This is a genomic window from Burkholderia sp. 22PA0099 (genome assembly GCF_047497165.1).
Classification (GTDB): domain Bacteria; phylum Pseudomonadota; class Gammaproteobacteria; order Burkholderiales; family Burkholderiaceae; genus Burkholderia.
In genome coordinates, this window is record NZ_CP163165.1 from 3,040,297 (window position 1) to 3,061,867 (window position 21,571).

20 protein-coding genes and 1 pseudogene are annotated in these 21,571 nt (G+C 65.1%); 9 read left to right on the forward strand and 12 right to left on the reverse strand.

Annotation, left to right across the window (positions count from 1 at the left end; all coding sequences use genetic code 11):
* Positions 1-8 precede the first annotated feature (8 nt).
* The 5 genes from AB4851_RS28905 to AB4851_RS28925 form a co-directional block, all read right to left on the reverse strand.
* Positions 9-368, reverse strand: a complete 360-nt coding sequence (locus tag AB4851_RS28905) for a copper-binding protein (protein WP_414449822.1) — start codon at positions 366-368, stop codon at positions 9-11.
* Complete coding sequence (locus tag AB4851_RS28910) at positions 365-3,580, reverse strand: efflux RND transporter permease subunit (protein WP_414449823.1); 3,216 nt, start codon at positions 3,578-3,580, stop codon at positions 365-367. The genes AB4851_RS28905 and AB4851_RS28910 overlap by 4 nt, the downstream gene beginning before the upstream one ends.
* Positions 3,577-5,070, reverse strand: a complete 1,494-nt coding sequence (locus AB4851_RS28915; protein WP_414449824.1) for an efflux RND transporter periplasmic adaptor subunit — start codon at positions 5,068-5,070, stop codon at positions 3,577-3,579. The genes AB4851_RS28910 and AB4851_RS28915 overlap by 4 nt, the downstream gene beginning before the upstream one ends.
* Positions 5,071-5,078: 8 nt before the next feature.
* Entirely contained in the window at positions 5,079-6,374 is a 1,296-nt protein-coding gene (locus tag AB4851_RS28920; RefSeq protein ID WP_414449825.1) for a TolC family protein, read from the reverse strand.
* A 139-nt stretch (positions 6,375-6,513) separates the two neighbouring features.
* Positions 6,514-6,888, reverse strand: a complete 375-nt coding sequence (locus AB4851_RS28925) for a hypothetical protein (RefSeq protein WP_414449826.1) — start codon at positions 6,886-6,888, stop codon at positions 6,514-6,516.
* A 154-nt stretch (positions 6,889-7,042) separates the two neighbouring features.
* On the opposite strand from AB4851_RS28925, the gene AB4851_RS28930 reads away from it, so the two are divergent.
* The 4 genes and pseudogenes from AB4851_RS28930 to arsH all read left to right on the forward strand — a co-directional run bounded on the left by AB4851_RS28930 (position 7,043) and on the right by arsH (position 9,661).
* Positions 7,043-7,366, forward strand: coding sequence for an ArsR/SmtB family transcription factor (locus AB4851_RS28930; RefSeq protein ID WP_414449827.1), 324 nt, complete (start codon positions 7,043-7,045; stop codon positions 7,364-7,366).
* A gap of 53 nt (positions 7,367-7,419) precedes the next feature.
* Complete coding sequence (arsB, locus tag AB4851_RS28935) at positions 7,420-8,490, forward strand: ACR3 family arsenite efflux transporter (protein WP_414449828.1); 1,071 nt, start codon at positions 7,420-7,422, stop codon at positions 8,488-8,490.
* Between the two features lie 20 nt (positions 8,491-8,510).
* Positions 8,511-8,945, forward strand: coding sequence for an arsenate reductase (glutaredoxin) (gene arsC / locus AB4851_RS28940; RefSeq protein WP_414449829.1), 435 nt, complete (start codon positions 8,511-8,513; stop codon positions 8,943-8,945).
* Positions 8,911-9,661: pseudogene (gene arsH, locus AB4851_RS28945) on the forward strand (arsenical resistance protein ArsH). The gene arsC and the pseudogene arsH overlap by 35 nt, the downstream one beginning before the upstream one ends.
* Positions 9,662-9,715: 54 nt before the next feature.
* Here the strand turns inward: arsH and AB4851_RS28950 are convergent.
* On the reverse strand, positions 9,716-11,128 hold the full coding sequence (locus AB4851_RS28950) for a sigma 54-interacting transcriptional regulator (RefSeq protein ID WP_414449830.1): 1,413 nt from the start codon (positions 11,126-11,128) through the stop codon (positions 9,716-9,718).
* A gap of 1,293 nt (positions 11,129-12,421) precedes the next feature.
* On the opposite strand from AB4851_RS28950, the gene AB4851_RS28955 reads away from it, so the two are divergent.
* Positions 12,422-12,895: a PRC-barrel domain-containing protein gene (locus AB4851_RS28955; protein ID WP_414449831.1), complete on the forward strand. Its 474-nt coding sequence runs from the start codon at positions 12,422-12,424 to the stop codon at positions 12,893-12,895.
* Positions 12,896-12,947: 52 nt separating this feature from the next.
* Here AB4851_RS28955 and AB4851_RS28960 read toward each other — a convergent pair whose 3' ends face one another.
* A complete protein-coding gene (locus AB4851_RS28960) occupies positions 12,948-13,958 on the reverse strand; it encodes a helix-turn-helix domain-containing protein (protein ID WP_414449832.1) in 1,011 nt (336 codons plus the stop codon).
* 173 nt (positions 13,959-14,131) lie between these two features.
* Between AB4851_RS28960 and AB4851_RS28965 the strand changes: the two genes are divergently transcribed.
* From AB4851_RS28965 to AB4851_RS28980, 4 genes are all read left to right on the forward strand, one after another.
* Complete coding sequence (locus AB4851_RS28965) at positions 14,132-14,479, forward strand: hypothetical protein (RefSeq protein WP_414449833.1); 348 nt, start codon at positions 14,132-14,134, stop codon at positions 14,477-14,479.
* A gap of 223 nt (positions 14,480-14,702) precedes the next feature.
* The gene (locus AB4851_RS28970) at positions 14,703-15,422 is read left to right on the forward strand and encodes a Crp/Fnr family transcriptional regulator (RefSeq protein WP_414449834.1); all 720 of its coding nucleotides are present in this window, start codon (positions 14,703-14,705) and stop codon (positions 15,420-15,422) included.
* Between the two features lie 126 nt (positions 15,423-15,548).
* Positions 15,549-15,785 (forward strand): hypothetical protein, encoded by a 237-nt coding sequence (locus tag AB4851_RS28975; protein WP_414445556.1) that lies wholly within the window; start codon positions 15,549-15,551, stop codon positions 15,783-15,785.
* Positions 15,786-15,849: 64 nt separating this feature from the next.
* Positions 15,850-16,653 (forward strand): transglutaminase-like domain-containing protein, encoded by an 804-nt coding sequence (locus tag AB4851_RS28980; protein ID WP_414444607.1) that lies wholly within the window; start codon positions 15,850-15,852, stop codon positions 16,651-16,653.
* A 63-nt stretch (positions 16,654-16,716) separates the two neighbouring features.
* Here AB4851_RS28980 and AB4851_RS28985 read toward each other — a convergent pair whose 3' ends face one another.
* From AB4851_RS28985 to AB4851_RS29005, 5 genes are all read right to left on the reverse strand, one after another.
* Positions 16,717-16,929: a hypothetical protein gene (locus AB4851_RS28985; RefSeq protein WP_414451971.1), complete on the reverse strand. Its 213-nt coding sequence runs from the start codon at positions 16,927-16,929 to the stop codon at positions 16,717-16,719.
* A gap of 519 nt (positions 16,930-17,448) precedes the next feature.
* A complete protein-coding gene (locus AB4851_RS28990; protein ID WP_414444606.1) occupies positions 17,449-17,880 on the reverse strand; it encodes a hypothetical protein in 432 nt (143 codons plus the stop codon).
* A gap of 162 nt (positions 17,881-18,042) precedes the next feature.
* Complete coding sequence (locus tag AB4851_RS28995) at positions 18,043-19,290, reverse strand: enolase C-terminal domain-like protein (protein ID WP_414449835.1); 1,248 nt, start codon at positions 19,288-19,290, stop codon at positions 18,043-18,045.
* Positions 19,291-19,342: 52 nt separating this feature from the next.
* Entirely contained in the window at positions 19,343-20,635 is a 1,293-nt protein-coding gene (locus AB4851_RS29000) for an MFS transporter (RefSeq protein WP_414449836.1), read from the reverse strand.
* Between the two features lie 76 nt (positions 20,636-20,711).
* A complete protein-coding gene (locus AB4851_RS29005) occupies positions 20,712-21,479 on the reverse strand; it encodes an SDR family oxidoreductase (RefSeq protein WP_414449837.1) in 768 nt (255 codons plus the stop codon).
* Between the last annotated feature and the right edge of the window lie 92 nt (positions 21,480-21,571).

Below are 21,571 nucleotides of genomic sequence, written 5' to 3' on the forward strand. Positions count from 1 at the left end.
CCGCTTCGTCAGGACGAAGCCTTCACCATCTTCACGATGACGGGTGCGCCCTTCACGTTCTCGATGCGCACCTTGACCCTCTCCCCCGAATAAGCGTTCCGCACCATCGCGGCGCCGCTCGCCTTGTAGGCCATCGTCATCGCGGGCATGCCGAGGTTGGCAAGTTCTCCATGCCTGAGCGTGACCATGCCCGTCGCACTATCGACCTTGACCACCTCGGCGTCGCTCAATGCCGTGTCCGATGCCTTGGCCGATGACGGCGGCTTCGTCGGCATGGGCATGCCGGCCATGTCGTCGCCGGCGAGAGCCGATGCGGCATAGGCACCGGTGGTGCAGGCAAGCAGCGTGAGAACGAGGAAACGTTTCATTGCGATTCTCCAGTGGTGATGGAAGGCACGTTCGTGCCGGAAGGAACTGCGTGAAATGAACCGGGCGGGCGCACGGCGCCGTGCCTGCGCAGGCGTCGACGCTGCAGCAGGTACCACGCGGCGGGGATCACGAACATGGACAGCAAGGGCGCGGTGACCATGCCGCCGATCATCGGCGCGGCGATGCGCTGCATGACTTCCGACCCGGCGCCATGACCGAACATGATGGGCAGGAGCCCGGCCAGCACGACGGCGACGGTCATCGCCTTGGGTCGCACGCGCAGCACCGCGCCCTCACGGATCGACGCCAGGAGCGTGGCCTCGTCAAGCCGCGCCCCCCCGGTCAAGCGGTGATCGAGCGCGCGCTTGAGATACAGCAGCATGATCACGCCGAATTCGGCGGCCACGCCGGCGAGCGCGACGAACCCCACCGAGGTCGCCACGGACACCGTATGCCCGAGCGCCCAGATCAACCAGAATCCGCCGACCAGCGCGAATGGCACGGTCGACATCAGCAGCGCCGCGTCGGCGACGGAATCGAAGGTGAGGAACAGCAGCACGAAAATCACCGCGAGCGTTACCGGCACCACCATGCGCAGCTTCGCGGAAGCGCGTTCGAGATACTCGAACTGTCCGGACCACGCGATTGAATAGCCGGGCGGCAGCATCACGTTGCGCGCGACCGCGCGTTGCATCGCGGCGACGGCGGACGCCAGCGCCACGTTGCGGATATCGACATACACATAGCCCGCGAGGCGCGCATTCTCGCTGCGTATCATCGGCGGCCCGTCGTCGATGCGCACGCGCGCGATATCCCCCAGAACGATCTGCGCGCCGCGCTCGGTGACGATCGGCAACTGGCGGATGGCCTCCACCGAATCGCGAATCTCGCGCGGATAACGCACGTTGATCGGGAATCGCTCGCGGCCCGCGATGACTTCGCCCACCTCGTCGCCACCCACCGCCGACGACACCACCGACTGGATCTCGGCGACCGACAGCCCATAGCGCGCGGCGGCGAGCCGGTCGATGTCCACGTCGATGTAGTGTCCGCCGTTCAGCCGCTCGGCCAGCGCCGACGTGACGCCGGGCACGCCCTTGACCGCGGCCTCCACCTGCGTGGCGATGCGGTCGATGCCGTCGAGGTCGGGGCCGGTGATCTTCACGCCCACCGGCGTCTTGATGCCGGTCGACAGCATGTCGAGGCGGTTGCGGATCGGCAGCACCCAGACGTTCGAGAGGCCGGGCACCTTCACGCGCGCATCGAGCTCGTCGATCAGCTTTTCCGGCGTCATGCCGGCGCGCCACTGGCTGCGCGGCTTGAACTGGATCGTGGTCTCGAACATCTCGAGCGGCGCGGGGTCGGTGGCACTGTCGGCGCGCCCCGACTTGCCGAATACCGTCGCCACCTCCGGGACGGTCTTGATCAGCCGGTCGGTCTGCTGCAACAGCTCGGCCGCCTTGTCCACCGAGATCCCGGGAAGCGCCGTCGGCATGTACAGCAGGTCGCCTTCGTCGAGGGTCGGCATGAATTCCTCGCCGAGCCGCGACAACGGAATCGCGGTGAGCGCCAGCGCGACGGCCGCCAGGCCGATCACGCGCCACGGCCGCCGCAACGTCGCGTCCAGCAGCGGGCGGTAGGCACGCACGAGCAGGCGGTTGACCGGATTGGACGCTTCCGGCGGAATGCGCCCGCGGATCAGATAGCCCATCAGGACCGGCACCAGCGTGACCGACAACCCCGCCGCCGCCGCAATCGTGTAGGTCTTGGTGAACGCAAGCGGCGCAAACAGCTTGCCCTCCTGCCCTTCGAGCGAGAACACCGGAATGAACGACAGCGTGATGATCAGCAACGAGAAGAACAGCGCGGGCCCTACCTCGGCGGCGGACTCGGCGATCAGTTCCCAGCGCTGCGACGCGGTGATCGGCGTGCCGGGGCGGGCATGCTCGAACGCTTCGAGATGCTTGTGCGCGTTCTCGATCATCACGATCGCCGCGTCGATCATCGCGCCGATCGCGATCGCGATGCCGCCGAGCGACATCAGGTTCGCGTTCACGCCCTGGTAGCGCATCACGATGAAGGCCGCCAGCACGCCGAGCGGCAACGACAGGATCGCGACGAGCGCGCTGCGCAGATGAAACAGAAACACCGCGCAGACGATCCCGACGACGATGAACTCCTCGATCAGCTTGTCCTGAAGATTGCCGACGGCGCGTTCGATCAGTTTCGAGCGATCGTAGGTCGTGACGATCTCGACGCCCGGCGGCAGCGAGCGCTTCAGATCCGCGAGCTTCGCCTTGACCGCCTCGATCGTCGTCAGCGCATTCTTGCCCGAGCGCATCACGACCACCCCACCCGCGACCTCCCCCTGGCCGTTCAGTTCGGCAATGCCGCGACGCATCTGCGGGCCGATCTGGATGCGCGCGACATCGCCGAGCAGGACCGGCGTTCCCGCCGCATTCGTGCGCAGCACGATGTGACGAAAATCGTCGAGCGTTTTCAGGTAGCCGGACGCGCGCACCATGTATTCCGACTCGGCCAGTTCCACCACCGAGCCGCCCGACTCCTGGTTCGCATTCCTGATGGCCTGCGAGACGGCATCCGGCGTGATGCCGAACGCTCGCAGCCGGTCCGGGTCCAGCACCACCTGATATTGGCGCACCATGCCGCCGATGCTCGCGACCTCGGACACGTCGGGCAAGGCCTTCAGTTCGAACTTCAGGAACCAGTCGTTGAGCGCGCGCAATTGCCCGAGATCGTGCTGCCCGGTGCGGTCGACCAGCGCATATTCGTAGATCCAGCCCACGCCGGTCGCATCGGGCCCGAGCGACACCGTCGCGCCCGGCGGCAGACGGCTTTGCACCTGGTTCAGATACTCGAGCACGCGCGAGCGCGCCCAGTACTGATCCGTCCTGTCGTCGAACAGCACGTAGACGAACGCGTCGCCGAACGACGAGTACGCGCGGATCGCGGTGGCGCCCGGCACGCCGAGCAGTGTCGTGGTGAGCGGGTACGTGACCTGATCCTCGATCACCTGCGGCGCCTTGCCCGGATACGAGGCCTTGACGATCACTTGGGTATCCGAAAGATCGGGCAGCGCGTCGAGCGGCGTCTGCCTGACCGAATACACGCCCCATGCCGCGAGCAGCACCGTGGCGAGCAGCACCAGAAAGCGATTGTGGATCGACCAGCGGATAAGGCGCGCGATCATGGCTGGCCTCCCACCGGTTCGACCTTCGTGAGCTGGTAGCCGCTATCGGTCTGCCGGAATGCGAAACGCACGGTGTCGCCCGCACGAACCTCGGCGAATGCATCGGCGGACGGCTTCTCGAATGCCATGGTCATCGCGCTCCAGTGCAATGCGGGCACTGACTGATGCGAGAACGTGATCTCGCTCGCGTCGATTTTCTCGACGATTCCCGTGGTTTCGTAGGTTGGCGCGGCACTCGCCGCACTCGCCGCGACCTCCGGGCCGCTCGCCCCGAGACGCGGCAATACCGATTTCAGGCTCGCCTCGGAATCGATCAGGAACTGGCCGGACGCGACGACCTGCTGGCCCTCGGCCAGACCGGAGGCGATCACCGTATTGCCGCCCGCCTCGCGCCCGAGCGTGACTTCGACGGGCCGCATCTGCCCATCGGCGTTGCGCACGATGACGAGCGAACGCTTGCCCGTCGTGATCACGGCTTCCGATGGCACCACCAGTTGCGGCGCAGCCGAAGCGGCACTGACCCGCACGCGCACCAGCATGCCCGGCGTGAGCCTGCCCTGCGCATTGTCGATCTCAAGACGCGCCTGAAGTGTGCGGCTGTCGGTGCTGATGCCGGGCAGGATCTCGCGGATGCGGCCGGTGAAATGCCGCGAGCCATCGGCGGCCGCAACGGCATCGACGCTCATGCCGGGCCGCGCCTGCAGCGCCAGCGATTCGGGAATCTCGACGATGAGCCAGAGCTTTGCGAGCCCCGTGATCTTGGCGAGGGTCTGTCCGGGCGTGACCATCGCGCCTTCGCGCACGTCGAGCTCGCTCACGACGCCGGTTTCGGCCGCGGTGAGCGTGAGATGGGTCTGGACCCGGCCGGTGCGATCGAGCGCGGCAACCAGGGCATCGGGAATCGAGAGCGCCTTCATGCGCGCGCGCGCCGCCGCCAGCAGCCCGCCATCCATGCCGGAGCGCCGCAGCGCGAGATATTCCTCCTGCGGCGCCAGCCAGTCGGGAACGAACAGCGACGCGACCGGCGCGCCCTTCTCGATGCGCTGCATCGGCGCGTTCGCAGCGAGGCGATCGATATAACCGGTCACGCGCGACTGCACGACATCGGCGGTCGATTCGTCGAACTGCGTCGTGCCGATGGCATCGAAGCCGTCGGGCACGCTCACGCGTTGCACCGTCGCATAGCGGATGCCGAGATTCTGCTGCAGCGTCGGGGCGATCCTGATGCCGTGAGCGCCGCCTTCGTCCGCATAGACGGGCTGAAGCTGCATGTCCATGAAGGGCGACTTGCCGGGCTTGTCGAAATGCTGGTTCGGCACCATCGGATCGTGCCAATAGAGCACCTTGCGGGTCGCGCTTGCATCACGGCGATCGACGCCGGCAGCGGGCACGGACGACGCATGGCGCGTCCCGGCCACATAGCCGGCGCCAGCCAGCACCAGGCCGGCTGCCAGCGCCGCCATGGCGAGAACGAGGGGTTTCGGGTTCATGGTGGGCCTCATGGGTTGACGGCGAGCGCGGGCGGGACGACCTGGTATTCGAGCTGCGCCCAGGTGAGCGCGACCTCCCGTTGCAGGTCGAGGATCTGAAGCTGCGCATCGAGCTGCGCACGCCGGGCGGCGAACGTGTCGGCGAGCGAGCCGGTTCCTGCGCGATACGCGGCGACGGCGAGATCGGCGCGGGCATCGGCGGCAGGCAGCAGGCCAGCCTGCAAGCCGGCGACACGCTCGCGGCCGCTGGCCAGCGTGGTCGACAAGGTCTGGAGATCGGCTTCGACCTGACGGCGGGTGTCCTCGAAGCTCAGGCGCGCCTGGGTGGCGAGGTCGGCCTTGCCCGCGACATCGCGATCCTCGACGCTCGACCGGTGGATCGGCAGCGGAATGCTCACGCCGACGGAGACGAAGTGCGAGTTGCCGCCGCCCTGCAGATACGAGACGTTCCAGGTCCAGTTGGGGCTGCGGCGGCTTTCGGAGACGGCCACCTCCGCGTCGGCGATGCGAATGTCGGCCGCCGCCGTGATCAACGCCGGGTCGACGCTGCGCAACTGGTCGGCGGACAGCGTCGCGACGACCGACTGCGGAGCGGGCGGCTCGCCCGCGACATCGGTCACGGGAATCGCCGTCCAGCGCGACAACGCGATGAGCGCGGTCTGGAAGACCTGCCGCGCCTTGAGCAGATCGTCGCGGGTCCCGGCCTGCATCAGCCGCGCCTGGGCGACGTCGGTGGCCGTTGCTCTCACGCCGCGATACGACGCTTCGGTAGCGGCCAGTTCGTGCGTCATGTGCTCGACAAGCGCCTCGCGCAGCGCGACGGCCCGCTTCGCATAAGCGGCGTCGAGCCACGCCGTGGCGGTGCGCTCGCGCACGGTCGCGAGCTGGGCAAGATAGCCGGACTGCGCGAGCTCGACCCGCTTCGCGGCGAGATCCGACTGGAGCGCCCGCTTGCGCGACGACACCCATTCCTGCTCGATGCCGATACGGCGCATCGTCAGAATGTTCTGGCCGATCGTATAGGCCTGATCGCCGTTGATCGGCAAGGTGTCGATGCCGGCCGTCAGGTTCGGATTGGGTAGCTGGCCCGCGCCGACGACCGCCTGCGCGCTGGCATCGACGGAAGACTGGGCGGCCGAGATGGCCGAGTTGCGCGCGCTCGCGCTTTCCAGCGCGGCGTCGAACGTCAGGGGGGTGGCCTGCGCGTGAGCGGTCGGGCCGTGCGCAAGCGACAGCGCGAGCACGAGCGCGCGCAGCCGCAGCCCGCCGCGCCGGTATGCCGGCGCGGCTTTGACTGGTTGCATGTTGAACTCCGTTGGGTCGAGCCCGTACCTGCCGTCAGGTGGTCGATGCGCACCGTGAAGGCAAATGGACGACAAGCGGACTCACGCCCCGCAAGGGGGCGACATCACCGCGAGGTCGCGGCGTACCGGATGGTGGGAGTCAGAGCGCGCGTGGCGGCCGCCACAACCCGTCGGGGCTGCGCGCGGGACAAGCCTGCGTGTAGTGGAAGCGCAGTTCGCTGACGCGTCCTGCCGGACGCGAAAGGATCGGCAAGGAAACCGGATGGTAGAGATTGCCGGCCTGGCATTGCGCCGTCATCTTGCAAAGCGTGCCGGCGGATTTGCCGTGACCGGCAGCCGAGGATGGCATGCCTTCGCAGTCGGACATGCCCTGCATGCCGGCATCGGACACATCGGCCGCGCCGGTCATCGAAGCCTGCATCGGACACGGGCCGGCCAAGCCGCTGGCCGCCAGCCCGGAGAGGGGCAGCATCGCGCAAAGCAGCAGAACGAGGAATGTCCGGATCAATTTCATCGCCGGGCAGTATAGCCGAGCCTTTGCCGGTAAGGGTCACGCCATTGTGAAGAAGCATGCCCGCGACCGTGCATGCGGATCGTGCCGCTTCTGCTTGGGTGAACGCCGCCCGCACCTTCTTGCCTCACTCATATATTTCGAATATATTGGAAATATGGAAGAAAAAGACATCATTAGCGCCCTAGCGGCGCTCGCCCACGAATTGCGCCTGCGCGTGTTCCGCATGCTGGTTGTCGTCGGGCCGGAAGGGCTGACGCCGGGCACCATGGCGGCCCAGCTCGACGTGCCCAACGCCACGCTCTCGTTTCACCTGAAGGAGTTGATGCATGCCGGGCTGGTCACGCAGGAACGCGACGGCCGCACCTTGATCTACCGGGCCGCCTACGCGCAGATGAACGCGGTCCTCGGTTTCCTGACCGAGAACTGTTGCCAGGGGCAGGCTTGCCTTGGCCCAGGTGCAACGTCATGCCCATGCTGAACGAGAACGCTGACGAAGCAACCCACATCGAACCCCTGCCCGTTCGGGCCGCCATGAACCCACCCCACATCGCCGCCGTGCGCAACCACGACTCGAAGCTCGCGATCGGTTTCTTCGAGCGATATCTGAGCGTCTGGGTCGCACTGTGCATCGTCGCGGGCATCCTGCTCGGCCAGTGGCTGCCCGGCGTGTTCCAGACGATCGGGCGCATCGAATATGCCCGAATCAACTTGCCGGTCGGCGTGCTGATCTGGGTGATGATCGTCCCGATGCTGATCAAGGTCGATTTCGGCTCGCTGCATGAGGTGCGGCAACATCTCAAGGGGATCGGCGTCACGCTCGTCGTCAACTGGCTGGTCAAGCCGTTCACGATGGCGTTCCTCGCATGGCTCTTCATCAAGCACCTGTTCGCACCGATGTTGCCCGCCGTGCAGCTCGACAGCTACGTGGCCGGCCTGATTCTGCTGGCGGCCGCGCCCTGCACGGCGATGGTATTCGTCTGGAGCCGCCTCACGGGCGGCGACCCGCTCTTCACGCTCTCGCAGGTCGCGCTCAACGACAGCATCATGGTGGTCGCGTTCGCACCGCTCGTCGGGCTGCTGCTCGGCATCTCGGCCATCACCGTGCCGTGGGCGACACTGCTCTCGTCGGTGGTGCTCTACATCGTCATTCCGGTCATGCTCTCGCAATTCATCCGCGCGGTGCTGCTGGCTCGCGGCCACGCGGCGTTCGAAGCGGCGATGGCGAAGATCGGCCCGTGGTCGATCACGGCGCTGCTCGCCACGTTGGTGCTGCTGTTTGCCTTCCAGGGCGAAGCCATCCTGAAGCAGCCGCTGGTGATCGTGCTGCTGGCCGTGCCGATCCTGATCCAGGTGTTCTTCAACTCGGCGCTGGCGTACTGGCTCAATCGCGCGGTTGGCGAGAAACACAGCATCGCCTGCCCGTCCGCGCTGATCGGCGCATCGAACTTCTTCGAGCTGGCCGTCGCCACCGCAATCGGCCTGTTCGGTTTCCACTCCGGCGCGGCGCTCGCGACGGTGGTCGGCGTGCTGATCGAAGTGCCGGTCATGCTGCTCGTGGTACACGTCGTCAACCGGTCGAAGCACTGGTACGAGCGTGCCTGAACGTTACGAAAAACAAGGCCATGAACGAAGTCACCCTCTATCACAACCCGGATTGCGGCACCTCGCGCAACACCCTCGCGATGATCCGCAACGCGGGCATCGAACCCGTCGTCATCGACTATCTGACAAGCCCGCCGTCGCGCGAGACGCTCGTCGAGCTGATCGCGCGGTCGGGACTGAGCGTGCGCGAGGCGTTGCGCGAGAAAGGCACGCCCCATGCGGAACTGCACCTGGACAATCCGGCACTGACCGATGATCAGTTGTACGACGCGATGATGGCGCATCCGATACTGATCAATCGTCCGTTCGTGGTGACGCCGATCGGCGTGCGGCTGTGCCGCCCGTCCGAAGTCGTGCTCGAGATCCTGCCCGACGCGCAGCGCGGCGCGTTCACGAAGGAAGACGGCGAAGCCGTCATCGATGCGGAGGGCAACCGTGTCAGCCCCCGCAACTGAACTCATGACCGCCCTTGCCCAAATCGACGCGGCATCGTTCCGCGTGCCCGATATCCGGCGCTTGCAGGTCGCGGAGGCTGCCTCGCATCCGCCCCCGCATCCTGCTGCTCTACGGCTCGCTGCGCGAGCGCTCGTTCAGCCGCCTGCTGAGCGAAGAGGCCGCGCGCCTGCTCACGGCGATGGGTGCCGAGGTACGCACGTTCAATCCGAGCGGCCTGCCGCTACCCGACGATGCGCCGGACACGCACCCCAAGGTGGCGGAACTGCGCGACCTGGTGCTGTGGTCGGAAGGCATGGTCTGGTGCTCGCCCGAGCGCCACGGTGCGATGACCGGCATCATGAAATCGCAGATCGACTGGATTCCGCTTTCGGTTGGCGCAGTGCGCCCGACGCAGGGCAAGACGCTCGCGGTCATGCAGGTGAGCGGCGGCTCGCAGTCGTTCAACGCGGTCAATCAGATGCGTGTGCTCGGGCGCTGGATGCGGATGCTGACCATCCCGAACCAGTCGTCGGTGGCGAAGGCCTTCGCGGAATTCGACGAGGCCGGCCGCATGAAGCCATCGGCCTATTTCGATCGTGTCGTGGACGTGATGGAAGAACTGGTGAAGTTCACCTTGCTGACGCGCGATGTCGGCCCGTACCTGGTCGATCGCTACAGCGAACGCAAGGAAAGCGCCGCCGAACTGATGCAGCGAGTGAGCCAGAGCCGTATTTGAGCCACCGCGTTGGCCGCCATCTCGTCTCGGGCCGGCTCCCACGCGCCGGACATGTCACAGGCCGTGCGAGTTCAACAGCCGATACAAGGTCGCGCGTGAAATGCCGAGTTCGCTCGCCGCCTTGATGTGCTGGTTCCGGTGCCGCAACAACGCGGCTTCGATCGTGCTTTTTTCCGCCCCCTCCCGAGCCTGCGCGAGCGTGGTCGGCACCGGTGTGATGAACTGGTCGAGGCCCAGGTCCGCGGCCGAGATCAACCGGCTGTCGGCCATGACGATCGCGCGCCGGATTCGGTTGATCAGCTCGCGGACATTGCCGGGCCAGGAATAGGCGTGCATGGCCTGGTGCGCGCAGCCGGTGAAGCCAAGAATCATGCGCTCGGCGTCGCCGCGAAACTTCTGCAGGATGTGATACGCGATCAATTCGATATCCCCCCCGCGCTCACGCAACGGCGGCTCGTTGATCCGAAGCACGCATAGACGATAGAACAGGTCCGCTCGAAAGCGCCCGTCATCGATCGCGGCGTCGAGATCGACATGCGTGGCCGTGATCACGCGAACATCGACCGGAATCGAAGCGTGCCCCCCCAGGCGTTCGATTTTTTTATCGGACAGGAAGCGCAACAGGCTCGCGCCGCTTTCGAACGGCAAGTCGCCGATCTCGTCGAGAAACAGCGTCCCGCCGTCGGCAGCCTCGATCCGCCCGATCTTCGGGTGGTTCGCGCCCGTGAATGCACCGCGTTCGTAGCCGAACAATTCGGACTGCAACAGATGTGGCGGTATCGCACCGCAATTGATCGCGATGAACGGCGCCTTGCTTCGCCCCGATTGGGCGTGGATCGCACGGGCCGTCAATTCCTTGCCGGTACCCGATTCGCCCGAGATGAACACCGGCGCATCGGCCTTCGCGACCTTCTCGATCGAGCGAAACAGGCGTTGCATCGCCTCGCTCGCGCCCACCATGCCATGGCCCCCGACGTTGGCGCCATCGGGCGCGCAGTCATGCTCACGCAGGTCCGCCATCCACGACGCACGATTGACGGCATGATCGACCGCCGCGTAGGTCGACGGCCGCGTCAGGTAATCGAAGCAATAGCGGTGAATCAGTTGGCGCACTTCGGGTTCGGCCAGCCGCAGCGGATCCACCAGCGCGATCCAGCCGATCTGCTTGCTCCGCAGCATCGGTTCGAGCGCGGCGGCTTCGTGGGTGTCGAAGCCGTCGAGATCGACGATGCCGGCATGCACGGCGCCGGGCCGCTCGCGACGACGCACGGGTTTCGAGCTGATCGCGAGCGACACGTCCCAGTGTCGTGCCGCGAGGTACGCCACCAGCGCCGCATCCGGATCTCGTGCCAAATAAAGACACCGACGAACGGCCGGCGCGCTTGACGCCTCATCGGTCGGCAGGCTCGCCGCAGACGACGAAGCGAGAGACACGAGCGGAGAATCGACACGTCGAGGATTTTGCATACCGCCTTGGAGAGGTAATTGCACGGCTTCGCGTAAAGACGGGCGAAGCCGAGCACATGTCGATAACGTTCCGCGCTATCGCGACGTGTCGAAAATGGTCGATAGAAAATTAAAGGTGCTGATACGGTTCATCATCTGCCGGTGCACACAAGCCTGCGATCGCCGCCGCGCCAATCACGGCCGCGACGATGAAAACAAAGCCTCGTCGTCATCGACTTGCATCGGTATGTCTCGACACGCCGAACCAAGGCGCCGCCCTGTCGGCCATTACATGAAAAATTCACGAATGGCGTATAGGCAATAACGCCCGTTCAATGCGAAGACTGCCCCGCATTCGGTTCGCGCAATGTGCTTTTTTTTCTCTGGCCGGTCTGTACGGTAAATGCTGATTTTTCCTCGCACGACGATACGGACGGTTCGCCATTTGACCGCCCGATCAAACCCAGGCACGTATCCGTGCGTTGAATTTACCGTCGTGACGAATTTTCCGGCAGGCGCCGGGTGAATTCCGGATCATCGAAGCACGGTATGACCGGTAGGGCTGCGCCCCTTTCATTTCCCGACTATCGGCACGAAGCCGCGATGCGATCGTTGCCGAATGCTCATTGCAACGGGTACGAGCGCTCGCGTCGGCCACCTCGATTCCTCGCGCGAATAGCGGCCGAACCCGCCTCCAGGCGCGGTCTCACGGTCTCGTGGCCTACATGGGAGTCGGCACGAGACGTTTCGCCAGTTGAACGTGGCGCAAGCATGCCCTCGGTGTTTACCTTTATCGAAGATCTCGTGCCAATTGAATGGCGTGAGTCAAAACAACAGAACGTCAAACTTATTTGACGATTAATCCGAGATCGCGAAAATCCATCGACCATATATAAACCATATGATCCTTACCAAAAACATCGCCGCTCATCTGGAATTGACTTATCGATTCGACATGAGAATTTTTGCACGCCGATTTCCATCGCACCTTTGGATTGGCGCATTGGTAAAAACATCCGCATCAGCGCGGGGGGCCACCCCGTCTCGGTACATTTTCCGGCCTGTTCGCCGTGGCCGGGATTCCGTCCAATCGATTATTTCGCTGGCCGCTTCACAACGGCATGCATGGTTTGATCGCCGCAAGCGAAAACGATCACGATTGGCCGCCACCACTTCGTACGATGCCGTACCGATTCGTCCAGTCGATGCGCGCATTGTGGGCATCAAGGGTTCATGCCGTTCGAGCGCCGATACCGCGGCCGGCCCGACAGTTCCGCCGTACGGCATCTTCCATCATTTATTCAGGATAACGTCATGACGATAATCGATCCGGCCCAACCCTCTGCTTCAACGCCGGACGGCACGGCGATCATCGGCGGCGAGAGCGGCGAAGGCCCCGGCCCGGACGTGATGGCGGCCGACACGCTGCGTGGCGACAAGCTCATGTCGAGCGACAACGAGGAACTCGGCAAGATCTCGGAGATCATGCTGGACGTGCGTGGTGGGCGGATCGCCTACGCGGTGTTGTCCAGCGGAGGCTTTCTCGGTATCGGCGACACCCTGCGGGCCATTCCGTGGAGTGCGCTGACGCTCGACGCCCATGAGAAGTGCTTTCGGCTCGCCATGACCGCGGAAAGCGTGAAAAACGCGCCCGCGTTCGACAAGAACGCGTGGCCGTCGATGGTGGATCTCGAGTGGGGGCGGCAGGTGCACGCGCATTATCAGCGCCGCCCGTACTGGCTCGCTGCGGAGCCGACGCTGCCGGACGATCCGCCCGGGCCGCGATGAGCGGCGGCGAGCCGGGCGATGCCGGGCTGCCGCACGGCGATCAGCGCCGCGATCACCGTGGCGACAGCAGCCGATCGCTTTCCTCGCGCACCACCTGATAGCACTCGCACACATGACGCTCCAGCGCGGCGCGATCGAGCACTTCGATCTTGCCGCGCGAGTAGCGGATCAGGCCCGCCTCCTGGAGTTTTCTCGCGGTCTCCGTCACGCTCGCGCGACGCACGCCGAGCATGTCGGCGATCAGCTCCTGCGTCATCTGCACATCGCTTGAATCGAGCCGGTCGAGACTCAGCAGCAACCAGCGGCAGAACTGCTGCGAAATCGAATGATGCCGGTTGCAGACGGCCGTTTGCGCCATCTGCGTGATGAGCGCCTGCGTGTAGCGCAGGAACAGGCGCTGCACCGCACCGCCGCGCGCGAACTCATCCTTGACGACCTGCCCGCTGAGTTTGAACGCGTCGCCTCCGCTCTGGACGATCGCGCGATTCGGCATCGTCTCGCCCCCCATGAACAGCGCCACCCCCACCAGACCGTCGCGCCCCACCACCGCGATCTCGGCCGACGCACCGTTCTCCATCACGTAGAGCATCGAGATGATCGCGGTGGTCGGCAGGTAGATATGGCTGAGATGGTCGCCCGATTCATAGACGACATGCCCGAGCGGCATCGTGACGGGCGTCAGATGCGGCTCGATACGGCGCCGCTCGTCGCCGGGCAGCGCGGCCAGCAAGTGATTGAGTTGCATCGACGGCTCGCCGGCGTCGTGCGGCGCACGATCGTCCTGCTCGTAGCGCAGCACCCGCTCGACCAGGCGTTGCTGCAGTTGTGCCTGTTCGTGGTAATCGCGGCTGGGCAGCAGGCTTTGCACCGACGATCGCAACGTGTCATGGCCAAGCGCATCCAGAATGCGGATCTTGGTCAACACGCCGAGGTCGCTCTTGCCGTTACGCCAGGCCGAAATCTGCGCGCGGGTCAGCCCGAGACTTTCCGCCACCTGAGCATCGCTGGCGAATCGGCCCCTGCGCTTCAATTCATCGAACGTTCCAACCCAATCGAATTGCATGAGTCGATAATCAAAATGGTGTCAAATACATTTGACTTCGCGCCTTGATTTGAGCACAATTAAATTGTGCTATTGGCGTGTCAAATGCGTGGGGCATATATAGTACATGCGCCTATGGTCGCCACGCCGCTTTCGCGCGCACATACCGTTCGTGCATACCTCGAGATTCATGCATGAGCGATCCCCGATCGTACTTCCGTTTGCCCGCCTCGTTGTCTCAGCAGACCGTTGCAGCCGTTCCCGCCCCGATCACCGACGACGAATTCTCCGCATCCCAGCTCGATTTTGTCCGCGATGTCTTTGCCTACGCGGCGCATCTGCGCGAGCATGGACGGCCCACCCCGCTCTCCGATGCCTTCCTCGGCGCGTTCGTCGGCCTGCTCGAAGCCATCGACATGAACTCACGCGAAGACACGCTGCGCTGCACGTCCCAATTCCGCGAGATCGTTACGCTGCTGATGCCGGATGCGGCACCCGATGCGGAGCCGGCAGCGGCCCCGGCCGCGCCGCCTACGAAATAGCCCGCCCGCTGGCGCAGCAGGCCCGTTGACGCCACGCTGGCGCGACCTCGGCCGCGCTGCCGCCATTCACGCACACCGTACAGAGTTCGGGCGCATGCCCGAGCACACTGATGTCGTCCTCCCGCCTCCCTGGCCGGCCCCCGGAGCATGATCGCGTGTCGGTCGAGCGTGCTGCACCGCGTGGGCCCTCGGCAGTCAATCCAGCACCCACCAGGATCGGTTCATGCCCCTTCCCCCTCGCCTCACGGACAACTATCTGCTCGCTGCACTGTCGGAAGACGAACGGAAGGACATCGCCCCACATCTATCGCTCGTCGAGCTGCCGCTCGGCACCTTGTTGCACGAATCCGGCAGCAGGCAATCCTATGCGTATTTCCCGACCACCGCGATCATGTCGCTGCTGTACGTGATGGAAGACGGTTCATCCGCAGAAATCGCGATCGCCGGGAAGGAAGGGATGATCGGCGTGTCGCTGTTCATGGGCGTGGATACCACGCCGAGCCGAGCGATCGTGCAAAGCGCCGGGCGGGCCTATCGGATGGACGCGCGCCTCTTCGGCCAGGCATTCCAGCGTGGCGGCATGCTGCAACAGATGTTGCTGCGCTACACCCACGCGCTGATTACGCAGATGGCGCAGACCGCCGTCTGCAACCGTCACCACTCCATCGATCAGCAGTTGTGCCGTTGGCTGCTGATGAGCCTCGACCGTCTGCCGTCGAACCAATTGCGCATGACGCAGGAACTCATCGCGAACATGCTGGGCGTGCGCCGCTCGGGCGTCACCGGGGCCGCGCTGAAGCTGCAGGACGCGGGCCTGATCCGCTATAACTACGGGCATATCGAGGTGCTGGACCGCCCCGGCCTGGAAAACCGAGTGTGCGAATGCTATCGCGTCGTCAAGCGCGAGTACGACAAGCTGCGACTCGACCCGAATACGCAATAGCGCGCGGGAGCGGGCACGCACCGTGCGCCGCTTCTCCCAAACCATGCCGCACGCTGCGAAGCGCAGGACTCGATCGAGCGCGCGCGCGGCGAGCGCGTGGTTGCCGATCCCCTGAAAGAGGTCTTCATGCAGCGAACCATCGCGTATCGCAACTTCGAGATTCATGTCGAATTGACGCCGGCCAAACAGGACACGTTCGATGTGAGCGTCCAGATCGGACGCGGCGCAAGCCTGGCGATGAGCGGCGTCGAGGGGCGCCGCATCGCGCTGCGCAACGGCCCGTTTACCGAACGGTGGGCTTACCTGATCGCCGAGGTCGCCGGCCAGGCCGCGATCGACGTGATCCTGGGGCCGGCAGACTGAGCTTCGCGCCCCGCCGGCCACGCGGCTCGCCGGCCCCACCACCCCGCCCAGCCAAGGAACACTCATGAAACTCCGCGTCGGATACCAATTGTCATACACGTGTTCGCAACCCACGCCGATGATGCTGATGCTGAACACGCACTTCTCGCACGCGAACGATATCGTCGTGCCGGATGTGCTCGTCACTCATCCGCCGCTGCCGCTCCACCAGTATCGCGACGGCTTCGGCAACCTGTGCAGCCGGATCGTGGCGCCGGTCGGGCGCCTCGATTTGAGCACTACCGCGCTGCTGAACGTGTCCGGCGAAATGGAGACGCGCCCCAGCAACGATTGGGGCCATCCGGTGGAGCAACTGCCCGATGAAACGCTGGTGTTCCTGCTCGGCAGCCGCTATTGCGAAACCGACCTGCTGGTTGAAACCGCCTGGCGCCTGTTCGGCCAATGCGTGCCCGGACGCGACACCGTGCTGAAGATCTGCGACTTCGTGCACCAGCACATCGAATTCGACCACGATCACGCACGGCCCACGAAAACCGCGCTGGACGCGTATCGCGAACGCAAGGGCGTGTGCCGTGATTTCGCGCATCTGGGTGTTGCGCTGTGCCGGGCCATGAATATTCCGGCGCGCTACTGCACCGGCTATGTCAGCGATGTGGGCTTGCCGCCCGTTACCGCGCCGATGGATTTCGCCGGTTGGTTCGAGGCGTATGTGGGAGGGGGCTGGCAGACGTTCGACCCGCGAAACAACACGCCGCGCATCGGCCGGGTCTTGATGGCCTACGGCCGGGATGCCGCCGACGTGGCCATCAGCAATGCGTTCGGCACCGCGGAACTGACGCACTTCGAGGTGCATTGCGACGAGGCGTGATCACGCCGCGCCTCGCGCGGCATGCCGCGCGGCGATGCGGCGGCGAGCGCACGCCGGGGCGCTTCAGCCATACGTCGTGTGCAACCAGACATGAGCCCAATTGCGGGCATAGGCGATCGCATCGTCGCGACTATCGAAGCCCGCCAGATCCCCGCTCAGATAAACGTCGTATTCGCTGCCATCCGCGCGATGGGACCGGATGCGCGCATGCGCCATGTACTCGCCATCGGCATGGCGAGGCGTCGGGTCGACACGGAATCGGCGCGGCGAAGACAGCCCGATGATCTCGATGGCGCCCGCCTCGACGGGCAGGTGACGGTCGACGAAACCGGGGACATCGTATTGAATCGAGCACTGCAGGTCGAATGGGCTCATGTCGCACTCCGGCATCTCCGGCACGCTGGCCGGAATAGGGAAATTCAAGTCGTGCCGAGACTCGCCGGCACCGGCGAAACCGAGATCCTGAAGCGGAAGTCACGCCGGCATGGACGTTCGACGCAAGGCAGGGAGGCCGCGAAAACGCGGTGGGTCAAGCCACCACCAGGATCGCGGTTCGGGATCGGTAGCGTGCGGATGGCGCCGAATCACGGAGAAAAGCGCCACCTTCAGCGCTTCATGCTACGCGCCTTAATTGATTTGTATAGCTAAATTTCCTGGTCGATCCGGCGCCTGCCGTGAAGGGAAAAAGTCATTCCAATCTGCGGCATGGGGCGGCGGAATTTCAACCTGGCACGACCCCGGCACACGGCAACGACAACCCATCGAGGCCGGGCCGAAATCCGTCCATGGCCGCAGTCAGGGCGCATCGCCCTGCACCACCACCGCCAGTTCGAGATTGATCTCGTCGTCGGCCGTCCACTTGATCACCGCGGCGGGCGCCCCGAGATACGGCGAGCGAGCCGTCAGCGCGGCGAAGCCCGCATCGGTCAAGCCGATCCGGGCCAGCTTCGCCTCCGACACGGAATAGACCTGGCGTGCGTGGGTCATGCCTGCGTCGCGCAATATCAGCAAGGCATCGCGAAGCTGGACGTCCACCTGTGGGTCGTCGGCGCGCAGGTGAATTTCGAACTCGGCATGGGGATCGTGGCTCGCCGCGTCGGCCAGTGCGTAGGCGGGCGTCGGATAGACGGCATTGCCGATCGCCGCCCCGGCCGAGGTCACTCGGCTCAACGCCCAGGCCTCGGGTATCCGTTCTTCGATGAGGTGGTAGTCGTGGGTCGTCAACATGTTCGTTCTCCAATGGCTGGAGCACCCACGACGATGGCCAACGGCGCGGGCGCAATGGTTACTGACAACATTGCGCCGCAACGCGTACGGCAGAATACTGAGCAGCCACTATAGCATCCGTGCCGAGTCGCGCCCCATGCAATCGGGTTTCCCCTCGCTCCCTCAAGGCGTCTGCAGCGCGCCATCCTTCAAGCGCGTCTGCGTCCACGTCGTCACCGTGTTCTCGCACGGATATTTCGCGGCCTCCGCTTCATCGATATCGACGCCCAGGCCTGGCTTGTCGTTCGCATACACATGCCCGTCGCGAAACTCCGGCAGCCCCGGGAACACCGCCAACAGCGCCTCGCGCGGCCCCTTCAATTGCTGGATCACGAAGTTCGGCGGCTCGGTGCCCGACCATTCCTGCACGCCGAAATTGCGCGACGCGAGATCGATATGGATATTGGCCGCGTGCGCGAGCGGCGACATGTCGCCCGGGCCGTGCCACGCCGTTCTCACGCCGAACTGCTCGGCGAAGATCTGCAGCTTGCGGCCGGCCGTGATGCCGCCGATCTGGCTCAGGTGGACGCGGATGAAATCGATCAGCCGCTCGGTGATCAGGAAGCGCCATTCGTAAGGATTGTTGAACAGTTCGCCCTGCGCGAGCGGCGTCGTGGTCTTCTCGCGCAACTGGCGAATCCACTCGCCCTCCTCCAGCGCGATGGCATCCTCCAGGAAAAACAGTTCGTACGGCTCCAGTTCGCGCGCGAAGCGGATCGCCTCGACCGGCTTCAGCCGCTCGTGCACGTCGTGGCACAGCTCGACATCGAAGCCGATCCGGCTGCGGATGCCGTCGAACAGCTTCAGCGTCTCGCGCATGTATTTGCGGCCGTCGAGATAGATGCCGTCGGCCGAGCCGTGCGGCGCGCCAGCCGGCGCCGCGCCGAACCCCGCACCGCCGTAGCCGCCGCTCTGACAGCGGATATGCGTGATGCCCTGCTCGCGATACTTCTGGATGTTCTCGCACAGCTCGCCGAGATCGCGGCCGTCGGCATGCCGGTACACCGGCACGCCCTCGCGGCACTTGCCGCCGAACAACTGATACAGCGGCAGGTTCGCCATCTTGCCCTTGATGTCCCACAACGCCATGTCCACGCCCGAGATCGCGTTGTTCTCGATCGGGCCGTTGCGCCAGTACGCGTTCTGATGCATCAGTTGCCACAGCTCCTCGATCGCTTCGGCATCGCGGCCGATCAGCAGCGGCCTCAAATAGGCTTCGATGAGGCATTGCACGGCGAGGTGCCGGTACGCGAACGTCGCGCAACCGAGCCCGACCAGCCCGGGCTGGTTGGTCTCGATCTTGACGACGATCAGGTTGATCCCTTCGGGTGCGGTCAGGATGACCTTCACATCGGTAATCAGGGTGGTCATGGGTAGGCGGAAATCCAGAGAATGAGGAATGCGACGCGAGGCGCCAAGTGCATCAGGTACGGCCGAGCGAGGCCGCCGACGGCTCGGCCGGGCGCGGTTCGGCGCGGCCCGGCACGGTCATCATCAGGATCACCGACGCCAGCAGCCCCACCGCCATGAAAATGTATGACGCGGACGGGCTGCCGGTCGCACCGTTCAGGTAGCCGACCACCCACGAGCCGAGGAACGCGCCGAGCGCGCCGCTCGAATTGATGATGCCGATCGCGCCGCCCAGCACGTTGCTCGGCACCAGTTCGGGCACCAGCGCGAAGAACGGCCCGTAAGGCGCATACATCGTCGCGCCGGCAATCACGAGCAGAACGAACGAAATCCAGAAGTGCGAGCCGCCGACCAGATACGACGCCACCAGCGCGATGGTGCCGATCAGCAGCAGCGGCCAGACGAACAGCTTGCGATTGCGCGTCTTGTCCGACAGCCAGGACGCGAGCAGCATCAGGATGATCGCGGCCAGATACGGCACGGCGGCCAGCCAGCCGACCGACACGATGTCGATCGTCGAGGCCGCCTTCAGGATCGACGGCAGCCACATGATGAAGCCGTACACGCCGATGCTCCAGAGCGCATGGATCGCGCAGCACTTCAACACCACCGGCGAACGAAACGCGGCCTTGTAATCACGCACCGGCGCGATATCGGCCTGCTCCGCCTTCAGGCGCGCATCGAGTTCGGCCTTTTCCGCCTGGCTCATCCACGGCGCATCGGCCGGGCGATCCTTGACCGTGAACCACCACACCACGGCCCAGGCGAGCGCGGGCAGCCCCTCGAGGACGAACATTTCGCGCCACCCGAAGCTGCGCACCAGATAGCCCGACACCACCGACATCCACAACACCGTGACCGGGTTGCCGAGGATCAGGAAGGTGTTCGCGCGCGAGCGTTCGGAGCGCGTGAACCAGCGGCTGATGTACATCAGCATCGACGGCATGACCGCCGCCTCCACCACGCCGAGCACGAAGCGCAGCACCATCAGCATCGGGATATTGCTGACCATCCCCGTCGCCGCCGCGCACAGCCCCCACAGAATCAGGCTCGCGAAGATCAGCTTCTTGACGCTGTTGCGCTGCGCGTAGATCGCGCCCGGCACCTGGAACAGGCAATAGCCGAGAAAGAACAGCGAACCGATCAGCGACGACATGCCGTGCGTGATGCCGAGATCCTTGTCGATCCCGGCCGCCGCGGCGAAGCCGTAGTTCGCGCGGTCGAGATAGGCCAGGCTGTAGGTGATGAAGATGATGGGCATCAGATACCACCATCTTTGGGGTGCCACGGGTTTGACGCTGTCCATGATGTCTCCGATAGGTGCGTGCGAGCCGCCGCCCGTCTGGTGTTGTTGGTGTGGGCGGCCGGGGTTCAGGTGCTGCTTACAGGACCGACAGCCAGCCGCCGTCGACGTAGATGATCTGGCCGTTCACGTAGCTCGACGCCGCCGAGGCGAGATACACGGCGGTGCCGACCAGTTCCTCGGGCTTGCCCCAGCGCTGGGTCGGGTTGCTGCTCTTGACCCACGCATCGAAGCTCGCGTTCTCGACCAGCGGCTGATTCATGTCGGTCAGGATGTAGCCGGGGCCGATCGCGTTCGCCTGGATGTTCGACTGCGCCCATTCGGCGCTCATCGCGCGCGTCAGCATCTTGATGCCGCCCTTCGCCGCCGTGTAGGCGCCCACCGTCGCGCGCGCCGCCTCGCTGGTCAGCGAACCGATGTTGATGATCTTGCCGCCCGTGCCGCGCGCGATCATGCGCCGCGCCGCCTGCTGGCCGACGATGAACGCGCTCGTCAGGTTGGTGTCGATCACGCGCTGCCAGTCGCCGAGCGCCAGCTCGACGAGCGGCTTGCGAAACTGGATGCCGGCGTTGTTGATCACGATGTCGATCGGCACGCCGTCCCGGTCCCATTGCGCGAACGCGTCGGCCACGGCCTGCTCGTCGGTCACGTCGAACGCGCGGCCTTGCACGTCGAAGCCCCGCTCGGCAAGCCGGCCGACCGAGGCGGCCACGGTGTCGGCCTGCGTGCCGTTCACGATCACGCGCGCGCCGGCGGTGGCGAGGCCTTCGGCCAGCGCGTAGCCGATGCCGCGCGCCGAACCGGTCACGAGCGCCGTGCGGCCGCTCAGATCGAACAAAGAAGTCATGAGGATTCCTCTTGATAGTCGAAGGTCGGGCGCGAGTGCGCCCCTCGCGGCCGCTGCCGGCCGCGATGACGTGAAATGCCGAATCGCCGCTC